This window comes from Sphingomonas sp. 1185 (genome assembly GCF_040544655.1).
GTDB lineage: Bacteria > Pseudomonadota > Alphaproteobacteria > Sphingomonadales > Sphingomonadaceae > Sphingomonas.
In genome coordinates this window covers 41,310-51,293 of the sequence record NZ_JBEPKL010000006.1, presented here as the reverse complement: position 1 = coordinate 51,293, position 9,984 = coordinate 41,310, and the positions used below count along the sequence as shown (strand labels likewise).

Sequence of the window (9,984 nt, the reverse complement as noted above, 5' to 3'; positions counted from 1 at the left end):
AGGAAAGGCGCCTGATGAGAACAGAGTGGCGTGAACGCTATCAGCGACGATGGGAAAGGGTGATGGCGGCTGTTCTGGCGGTGATCATGGCAAGCCCCCCCGTATCGGCCGAACCGGCCGTCACGATGGAAAGCGCCATGCGCGAGGTGCTGGCCTGGCACCCCTCGGTCACGCAGGCCAGCGCGACGCTGGACGCGCGCGGCGAGGATGTCGAGGTTGCGCGCGCGGGCTATCTCCCCCGGATCAGCGCGGGCGTCGGCAGCGGCTATGACAGCCGGATCAGCACCGGCTGGCGCCCCAGGCCGCAACTGTCCGCCTCGCAGATGCTGTATGATTTCGGCAAGGTCGCGGGCGCGGTGGAATCGGCGCGCGCGGGCACCCGGATCGGGCGCGCCGACCTGTTGCTGGCGGTGGATGCCCTGATCCGCGACACCGGCTTTGCGATGATCGAGGTCCAGCGCAACGCCGCGCTGCGCGCCATCGCGGTGGAGCAGCTGGCACGGATCGAGGATATCAGCGCGCTGGTCGAAAAGCGGTTCGGCAAGGGCGCGACGACGCGCTCCGACGCGCTCCAGGCGCAGTCGCGGGTCGCCGCCGCGCGCGCGACGCTGACCCGGATCGAGGCGGAACAGCGCCGCTGGACCACCAGCCTGTCCTTCCTGCTGGGCCGCGAGAGCGCGCCCGCGGTCGATCCGCAGGTGCCCGACTGGCTGTTGCGCAGCTGCGGCCGCGCGATGACGGTCGACTGGGCCGATGTGCCCGCGATCATGCGGGCCCGCGCGCAATATGAACAGGCGACCGCCGAGGCGCGGCGCGCCCATGCCGGGCGGCTGCCCACCATCGCGCTGGCGGGCGATGCCTCGGCCGATGTGTCGTCGCCCTTTTCCGACCGCAGCCTTTATAATTTCGGGTTGAACGTCACCAGCGACGTGTTCGGCGGCAATGCGGTGCGCGCCCGCGCGCGCAGCGCCGATTACGGCGTCCGCGCCGCCGAGGCGGCCGAGCGCCAGGCCCGCAACGAGGCGGGCCAGCAACTCGCCGAGGCGCAGCAGCAGATGGCCGGGCTGTCGCAACTGCTCACCACGCTCGCCGAACGGCAGGACAATATGGTCGAGACGGGCAAGCTCTATCGCCTGCAATATCTCGAGATGGGCACGCGCACGCTGGTCGACCTGCTCAACGCCGAACAGGAATTGCAGCAGGCCCGCTTCGACGCGGCGAATACCGAGCATGACCTGCGGCGGCTGGCGGTGGAATGCCTCTATGTCTCGGGCCAGGCGCGCGACGATTTCGGGCTGACCGGCACCAGCATCCGGGGGGTGACGCTGTGACCGCGCCCGCCGATGCGCAGGGCTGGATCGACATGATGGGTCAGGTCGCCCGCCATTACCGCATGCCCTTTGCCGAACAGCGCGCGCGGCTGACCGCGCTGTGGCAGGGCGAGGGCGACGAGGAGACGCGGGTCCGCGCGCTCGCCCGCGCCTCGGGCCTGTCGGTGCGCTTCGCCGCCCCGGCCAGCGTCCGGCTGACCAGTTGGCGGCTACCGGTCATCGCCTGCCTGGCGGACGGCGAGCTGGCGCTGATCACCGCGATCGACGCCGAGGGGCAGGCGCTGTTCACCGTCGCGGGCGAGGGCGATCTGGCGGTGCAGCGACCGCTCGCCGCGCTGGTCGAACAGACCCGCGTCTTCGTCATCCCGCGCCCGTCGCGCTCGGCCGCCGATGTCCGGGTCGACAGCTATATCCGCCCCTTCCAGCCGCACTGGCTGCGCGACATCCTGCTTCAGGACGCACGGGGCTACGGCCATGTCGCCGTCGCCTCGGTCGTGACCAACTGCCTGGGGCTGGCGGGCGTGCTGTTCTCGATGCAGGTCTATGACCGGGTGGTCCCCGCCCAGTCGATGCCGACGCTCTATATCCTGTTCCTGGGCGTGCTGCTGGCCACCGGATTCGATTTCGTCCTGCGGCGGCTGCGGGTCGGCATCACCGATATCCTTGGCAAGCGTGCCGATCTGCGGCTGTCCGATCGGGTGTTCGGCCATGCGCTGCGCGTCCGCAACCGCGCGCGGCCGACCTCGACCGGCACCTTCATCGCGCAGCTTCGCGATCTGGACCAGGTGCGCGACATGCTGACCTCGACCACCGTCGCGGCGGTGGCGGACCTGCCCTTCTTCCTGCTGTTCCTCGTCATCCTCTGCTTCATCGGCGGCACGCTGGCGCTGGTGCCGGTGGTGGCGCTGGTCGCGCTCCTGCTGCCGAGCCTTCTCGCCCAGCGTCGCCTGCGCGCGCATGCCACCGAGTCGATGCGCGAGACCTCGCTGCGCAACGCCCTGCTGGTCGAGGCGGTGCAGGGGATCGAGGATATCAAGACGCTCCAGGCCGAGGAGCGTTTCCAGCGCCAGTGGAACCATTGCAACGCGGTCGCGGGCGAGGCGCAGCTGCGCCTGCGCGGGCTGACCGCCAGCCTGTCGACCTGGGCGCAGAGCGTGCAGAATGCGGTCTATGCGACCGTGATCTTCGTCGGCGCGCCGATGGTCATCGCGGGCGACATCACGACCGGCGCGCTGGTCGCGACCTCGATGCTGGCCAGCCGGATGATGGCGCCGATGGGACAGGTCTCGCACCTGCTCGGCCGCTATCAGCATGCCAAGGTCGCCGCGCAGAGCCTGAACCAGATCATGGCGCTGCCGGTCGACCATCCCGATGCCGAGCATCGCATCCCCCTGCCCTCGGTCGCCGGGCGCTTCGCGCTGCGCTCGGCGGTGTTCGGCTATGCCGATCCTGATGCCCCCCCGGCGCTGACCGTCCCACGGCTGGACATTGGGGCGGGCGAGACGATCGCGCTGCTCGGCCGCAATGGGGCGGGCAAGTCCACGCTGCTGCAGGGCCTGTCTGGGATGCTCCAGCCGATATCGGGCGAGGTGCTGCTCGACGATCTCGCGCTGCACCAGATCGATCCCGGCGATGTCCGCCGCGACGTCGCGCTGCTGACCCAGGACAGCCGCCTGTTCCACGGGACGCTGCGCGAGAACCTGACCATGGGCGCACCGATGGCGCGCGACGAGGCGATCCTGGCGGCGCTCGCCATGGTCGGCGCGGTCGATTTCGTCCGGCGGCTGCGCGACGGGCTGGAGCACCGCGTGCTGGAGGGCGGGCGTGGCCTGTCGGGCGGGCAGCAACAGGCACTGCTGCTCGCCCGGCTGCTGATCCGCCAGCCGCAGGTCGTGCTGCTTGACGAACCGACCGCCGCGATGGACGAAACCGCCGAGCGCCAGTTCATCGAACGGTTCCGCGAGTGGAGCCGGGGCCGCACCGTTATCGTCGCCACCCACCGGATGCGCGTGCTCGAACTGGTCGACCGGATCATCGTGATCGACCAGGGCCAGATCCTGCTCGACCAGCCCAAGGCCAATGCGCTGGCGACCATGACCAAGGCCGGACAAGGTGGCGCACGGAGCCAGGCGGCATGACCGCGCTGACTCACCCCGCCGACCTGCCCTTCGCCGACGAGGGCGGCGCGCCGCTGCTGGCGGCCAAGCGGATGACCTGGGTGCTGACCGCGCTGTTCGTCGTGGCGCTCGGCTGGGCGTGGTTCGCCGAGCTGGACGAGGTCGCGACGGGCAGTGGCCGGGTGGTGCCGACCAGCCGCGAACAGGTGCTGCAATCGCTGGAGGGCGGCATCCTCGCCAGGATGCTGGTGCGGCAGGACGATATCGTGAAGCCCGGCCAGATCCTGGCGCAGCTCGACCCCACGCAAGCCGGATCGACGGTCGAGGAAAGCGCCGCCAAATACCGCGCCGCGCTCGCCGCGCAGGCGCGGTTGCAGGCGGAGGTGAACGGCACGCCCCTGACCTTCTCGCCCGAGCTGAACGCTTTCCCCGCGCTCAAGGCCGAGCAGCAGCGGCTATATGATGCGCGCCGCCGCAGCCTGGCCAGTTCGATCGGGCTGATCGACGAGTCGCTCGCGCTGATCGGCCGCGAAGTGGGGATCGGGGAGTCGCTGATCGCGGTCGGCGCGGCCAGCAATGTCGAGGTGCTGCGCCTGAAGCGCCAGCGCGCCGATCTGGACCTGAAGAAATCGGACCTGCGCTCGCAATATATCGTCGAGGCACGGCAGGACCTGGCCAAGGTCAGCGAGGAGGTGGAGGCGCTCGCCCCCGTGGTGCGCGGCCGCTCGGACACGCTCAGCCGCCTGACCCTGCGTTCGCCGGTGCGCGGCGTGGTCAAGAATATCGAGGTGTCGACCATCGGCGGCGTGATCCCGCCCAATGGCAAGATCATGGAGATCGTGCCGCTGGACGAACGCCTGCTGGTCGAGGCACGGATCGCGCCGCGCGACATCGCCTTTATCCGCCCAGGCCAGCGCGCCAGCGTCAAGATCACCGCCTATGACTATGCGATCTTCGGCGGGCTGGAGGGCAAGGTCAGCAGCATCTCGCCCGACACCATCCGCGACGAGGTGAACCCGGACGTCTATTATTACCGCGTCTTCGTGCGGACGACGGCCGACTCGCTGGTCAACAAGGCGGGCAAGCGCTTTCCGATCGTGCCCGGCATGATCGCCACCGCCGACATCCACACCGGCAGCAAGACCGTGCTGCAATATCTTCTGAAACCGCTCAACCGCGCGCGCGAGGCGATGCGTGAGCGGTAGTCGCCCCACTCCCATCCCATCCCACGCCATCCCAGGGATGACCGTCATCCCCGGCCTCAGCTCAGGATATGTCGATGTCGAAAAACCTGGCAGCCCGCTACCCCGCCACCCATGGTCGCACGGCGATGTCCGCCGCGCCGATCCGGGGGCATAACGGCCCCACCCTGCTCGCCCTCGCCCGCCAGATCCAGGCGATGCGCGCCAATACCGCCCAATTCTTTCCCCGCGACGTGTTCCGCGATTCCGCCTGGGACATGATGCTGGAGCTGTTCATCGCCGAGCAGCAGAACCGCCCCCTCTGCGTCAAGGAACTGATCCTCGTCTCGGGCGAAAGCTCGACCAGCGCGCTGCGCCGCATCGACCGGCTGGAGGGGGCCGGGCTGATCCGGCGGCGGACCGACCCGGCGGATCACCGCCGGCTGGCCGTCACCCTGACCCAGCGCGGCACCGATGCGATGACCGCGATGCTGCGCCACCTGGACCTGTCCATGACCGAGGACGGGCGGCCGCAAAGCTGACCCGTCCCCGGCCGCATGGCGATCAGAAGCGCTGGTCCCACCCGATGGTGAAGGTCCGCCCGCGCCCGGCGAAGAAGGCGAGGTTGTCGTTGGGCAGACGGGTGTCGCTGTTATAGTCGATATAGAAGCGATCGAAGATGTTCTGCGCGCTGACATAGAATCCGCCGATCCGCGTCTGGTAGCGCAGATAGGCGTCGGTCACCGTATAGCCGCCGAAATTGTTGCGCGGATCGGGATTGGCCTTGCCGTGGAAATTGCGCGCCAGATACAATTGCGTCTGCACCCGCGCCGAAACCGGGCCGGAGGCGAAGTCGGCCGCCACGTTCATCCGGTCGGGCGAGATGTTGGTGCCGTCCAGATCGGTGTCGACCTTGCCGTCCGGATTGCGCGTATCGCTGTCATATCTGCCGATCAGATGGGCATAGCCGGTCGACAGGCGCAGCCCCTCGATCGGCATCTTCATGCCCAGATTGAGCTCCAGCCCCTGGATCTCGACCCGCTGGCGCTGCACCTCGAAGATGCCGTTGCCCAGCGCCAGCAGCACCTGGCCCTTGTCGCTGGACGACCAGAAATAGGTGGCGCTGGCGTCCATCGGCCCGCGCTTCACCTCGACGCCGATCTCGCGATTGTTCGAGATGACCGGATCGATCGCGCGGAAATTGCTGAGGTCGGTGCCGGGGGTGGACACCGCACGGGTGATGCGGCCGATATCGGCCATGGTGAAGCCCTGCGCATAGCTGGCATAGGCGCGGATGCCCTTCCACGGCTCCAGGATCACGCCGCCATTGTACAGCAGCTGATCAAAGCCCGGTTCGCCGCCCTTGACGCTGACGCCGCCATAGGTCGCCGCATTCTTGCCGTCATAGGTGTTGGAGGCGAGCGTGTGGTAATCGTTGATGCGGACCTTCACATTCTCCCACCGGACGCCGCCCGCCAGACGGACCACGCCGTCGAACAGCTTCAGATTGGCCTGGGCGAAGGGCGCTAGGCTGCGGAAATCGGCGGGTGGCACCCAGACGCGATTGGTGATGATCAGCCGCTGTTCCGACTTGTCCCACAGCGCGTCGAAGCCGATCGTCGCGACCAGCGCCTCGAACCCCGGCACCGCGCGTTCATAGCTGGCCCGTGCGCCCAGCTTGCGCGACCGGTTCTCCGACTGGTCGAGCAGCGTGCCGACCGGCGCGATCGCCGGGTCCTGGAAGGTCGCGATCGCCGTCGGCTCGCCGCCGAACGTGTCATAGGTGCGGTTGAAGAACAGCTGCGCCGTCAGGTTGCCGCCTGCCACATCGCTGTCGGTATAGGATAGCGACAGGGCCTCGGCCTGGTTGGCGGCGGGCTTGCCGGGCGGGTTGCCGCGTACCGCGCTGGTCGGCACGCCGGTCAGGCGATTGCCCGCCAGCGGCACGAACCGTCCCTCGCCGTCCAGCGTGTAGCGATTGGCGATCAGGTCCAGCCGCCCGGTGTCGCGCAACTGCACGCCCAGCCGCGCGAACAGGTCGAGCGCGTGCGAATCCTGCGTCTCGCCCTGCGTCAGGTTGATCCCGATCCGGCGATCCTGCGCATCGTAGAAGACGCCGCGCCGTTCATAGGACGCCCCCAGCGTCGCGTCGAAGATACCGGACTTGTACTGGACAAGGCCCGCCGCCTTGCCGCCCAGCCCTTCGCCCTCGAACCCGTCGGCGGTGGTGCCCTGCACCAGCGCACGGCCCGACCAGCCCTCGGCCCGGGGTGGGCCGACCGTCACCTGGTTGATGATGCCGCCGGTCCCGCCGACGCCCTGAAGCGCGTTGGAGCCATAGATCAGCTCGACCCGGTCGATGAAGAAGCCGTCGATGGTGAAACCGTCGCGGCTGCCGTCGCGCAGCGGGGTCGTTTGCGGAATGCCGTTGATCGCATAGAGCGGCGAACGTCCGCGCAGCGTCTCCCCCGCCCCCGACAGCTTGCCGCGAGTCGGGGAAAAGCTGGGCGTCAGGACCGATATGGCATCGGTCGTGCTGCCCGAGATCGCGATCTGCTGGTCGAGCGCCGCCTTGTCGATGAGGTCGATGGTCAGCGGCAACGCGTTGGGCGGCAGGATGGTGCGCGCGGCAGTGACGACGACCTCCTGCTTGTCGGCCTCGTCCGCCGCGCCCTGCTCGGCGGCGGGTCGGACCTGCGCGACGGCGGGTGCCGCCATCGTCAATAGCGCGACCGCGCTGCTGGCAAGCCACGCCCGGCGCAGACCCGACCGAGCATTCGCTCCAACCTTATGCATCATTACCCCCTCGAAACCATTGACCCGAATCGCGAGGCGCCCTAACGCTACTCATTATCAATAACAAGCCTGGATCGACCGTGATCTCGACGCGCACGATATTGTTTCAGGTCCACTGGTTCCTGGGCATCACCGCCGGACTGGTGCTGGCGGTGATGGGCGTGACCGGCGCGCTGATCAGCTTCGAGCCCGAGATCCTGGCCGCGACCAATCCCGGTATCGTGACCGTCACCCCCGGCCGGACGCCGCCTTTGCCCGCGCCCGCGCTGATCGCGCGCATCCAGGCGGAGATACCCGGCCTGCGCATCCAGCGGCTGATCGTCGAGCGCGATCCGACCCGTGCGGCGATGGTCGGCTATACGATCGGCGACAGCAAGAAGCGCGAACGCGCCTATGTCGATCCCGCGACTGGCGCGCTGCTCGGCGAACCGCGGGGCAGCGGCTTTTTCGAGACGGTCGAAAATCTCCACCGCTGGCTGGCGCTGCCCGGCAAGGGCAATGGCATCGGGCGGCAGCTGACCGGCTTTGCCGCGCTGTCGCTGATCTTCTTCGCGCTGTCGGGCCTCTATCTGCGCTGGCCGCGCCGCCCGCTCGACTGGCGCAACTGGCTGGTGCTCGACCTGCGCAAGACGGGGCGCAACCTCTACCGCGCGCTGCATGCGGTGGTCGGCGGATGGGTGCTGGTCTTCTACCTGATCAGCGCGGGCACCGGGCTATGGTGGTCCTATGGCTGGTATCGCGACGGCGTGCGCCATCTGCTGACGACCGAGCAGGTCGAGCAAGGACGGCGCGGCGGCGGCGCGAAGGACGCCAGGCCCGACCTGTCGCGCGTTTGGAACAGCTTCACCCAGGCGACCGGCGGGCGCGACTATGAACGGATCACCGCCTCGGTCCGCGACGGCGCCGTCCAGTTCCGTGCCAAGCTGCCCGGCGGACGGCACGACCGCGTGTCGGACGAGGTGACGGTGGACGGCGCGACCGGGCGGATCGTCTCCGACACGCCCTATGCGACGCGCCCGCTGGGCGACGATATCGTGACCAGCGTCTATGAGATTCATCGCGGGGCCTATTTCGGGCTGGTCGGGCGGATCGTCATGGCGCTGACCAGCCTGACCATGCCGCTGTTCACGGTGACGGGCTTCCTCCTCTATTTCGCGCGGCGGCGACGCAAGAAGGCGCTGGGCGCGGTGCTGGCCGGGACGCCGGTCGCGGCCCCCGGAGCCACGACGACGCTGGTCGCCTATGCCAGCCAGACCGGATCGGCCGAGCGGATCGCCCGGCTGACCGCGCAGGCGCTGCCCGATGCCGCCACCGTGCCCGTGACTGCGCTCGACCCGGCGCGGCTGGCGGGATTGCGGCAGCTGTTCGTCGTCGCCAGCACCTATGGCGAGGGCGAGCCACCCGATGCCGCGCGCGGCTTTGCCCGGACGCTGGCCGAGGCGCCGGGCGACCTGTCGCATCTGCGCTATGCCGTGCTGGCGCTGGGCGACCGCGAATATAGCGATTTCTGCGCCTTCGGGCACCAGATCGACCGCTGGCTGCATGCGGGCGGCGCGGAGCGGCTGTTCGACGCGATCGAGCTGGACGGCGACGATGCCGATGCCCAGCGGCTCTGGCAGCAGCAGCTTGCCAGCCTGGGCGCGCGGACCGACCAGCCCGACTGGACGCCCGCGCCGATGGCCGACTGGCGGCTGGTCGAGCGGCGCCTGCTCAATCCCGGCAGCCATGGCGGACCGACCTGGCATGTCGCGCTCGCCCCGGTCGACGGCGCGGCCGAATGGGCGGCGGGCGACATATTGGAAATCCTGCCGCAACAGGATGTCCGCCGGGTCATCGCCTTCCTGGCGACGACCGGCCTGCCCGACACACCCGCGATGCGCGCGCGGCTGATGACCAGCATACTGCCGCCCGAGGCCGGACCCGGTTTCGATCCCGACACGCTGCGCCCCCTCGCGCACCGCGAATATTCGATCGCCTCGATCGCGGCGGCGGGCCGGGTCGAACTGATCGTCCGGCTCTGCACCGCCGAGGACGGGCTGCCCGGCCTGGGCTCCGGCTGGCTGTGCGGGGGCGCGGCGATCGGCTCGGTGGTCAAGGCGCGCGTCCATGCCAATCCCGCCTTCCATTCCCCCGCCGACCCCAGAACGCCGATCGTGCTGATCGGCAACGGCACCGGGCTGGCCGGGCTGATGGGCCATCTGCGCCAGCGCGCCGCGACCGGCGGCGGCCCCGCCTGGCTGTTCTGGGGCGAGCGGCATCCCGACCACGACGATTACCATGCCGCCGAGCGCCGGACGCTCGGCCAGGCGGGCGTGCTGACCGGCATGGCGACCGCCTGGTCGCGGCTGGGGACCGGCCCGCGCTATGTGCAGGACGTGGTGGCGATGGAGCGCGACACGATCCGCGCGGCGGTGGCGGCGGGCGCGACTCTCTATGTCTGCGGCAGCCTGAAGGGCATGGCGGGCGATGTGCACCGCACGCTGACCGAGCTGCTCGGCGACGCGGTGCTGGAGGAGATGGCGGCGACCGGGCGTTATGCCCGCGACATCTATTGAGGGG

General features: G+C 69.4%; 6 protein-coding genes. 5 read left to right on the top strand and 1 reads right to left on the bottom strand.

Annotated features, from left to right (window positions below; translation table 11 throughout):
- The first annotated feature begins 62 nt into the window (after positions 1–62).
- From ABIC44_RS06665 to ABIC44_RS06650, 4 genes are all read left to right on the top strand, one after another.
- Positions 63–1,331 (top strand): TolC family protein, encoded by a 1,269-nt coding sequence (locus tag ABIC44_RS06665; RefSeq protein WP_354294418.1) that lies wholly within the window; start codon positions 63–65, stop codon positions 1,329–1,331.
- A complete protein-coding gene (locus ABIC44_RS06660) occupies positions 1,328–3,469 on the top strand; it encodes a type I secretion system permease/ATPase (RefSeq protein ID WP_354294417.1) in 2,142 nt (713 codons plus the stop codon). The genes ABIC44_RS06665 and ABIC44_RS06660 overlap by 4 nt, the downstream gene beginning before the upstream one ends.
- The gene (locus ABIC44_RS06655; RefSeq protein ID WP_354294415.1) at positions 3,466–4,653 is read left to right on the top strand and encodes a beta-barrel domain-containing protein; all 1,188 of its coding nucleotides are present in this window, start codon (positions 3,466–3,468) and stop codon (positions 4,651–4,653) included. The genes ABIC44_RS06660 and ABIC44_RS06655 overlap by 4 nt, the downstream gene beginning before the upstream one ends.
- Before the next feature lie 74 nt (positions 4,654–4,727).
- Entirely contained in the window at positions 4,728–5,171 is a 444-nt protein-coding gene (locus ABIC44_RS06650; protein WP_309698590.1) for a MarR family transcriptional regulator, read from the top strand.
- Between the two features lie 22 nt (positions 5,172–5,193).
- Here the strand turns inward: ABIC44_RS06650 and ABIC44_RS06645 are convergent, their stop codons facing one another.
- Positions 5,194–7,428, bottom strand: coding sequence for a TonB-dependent receptor (locus ABIC44_RS06645; protein WP_354294413.1), 2,235 nt, complete (start codon positions 7,426–7,428; stop codon positions 5,194–5,196).
- A 77-nt stretch (positions 7,429–7,505) separates the two neighbouring features.
- On the opposite strand from ABIC44_RS06645, the gene ABIC44_RS06640 reads away from it, so the two are divergent.
- Complete coding sequence (locus ABIC44_RS06640) at positions 7,506–9,980, top strand: PepSY domain-containing protein (RefSeq protein WP_354294411.1); 2,475 nt, start codon at positions 7,506–7,508, stop codon at positions 9,978–9,980.
- The last annotated feature ends 4 nt before the right edge of the window (positions 9,981–9,984 follow it).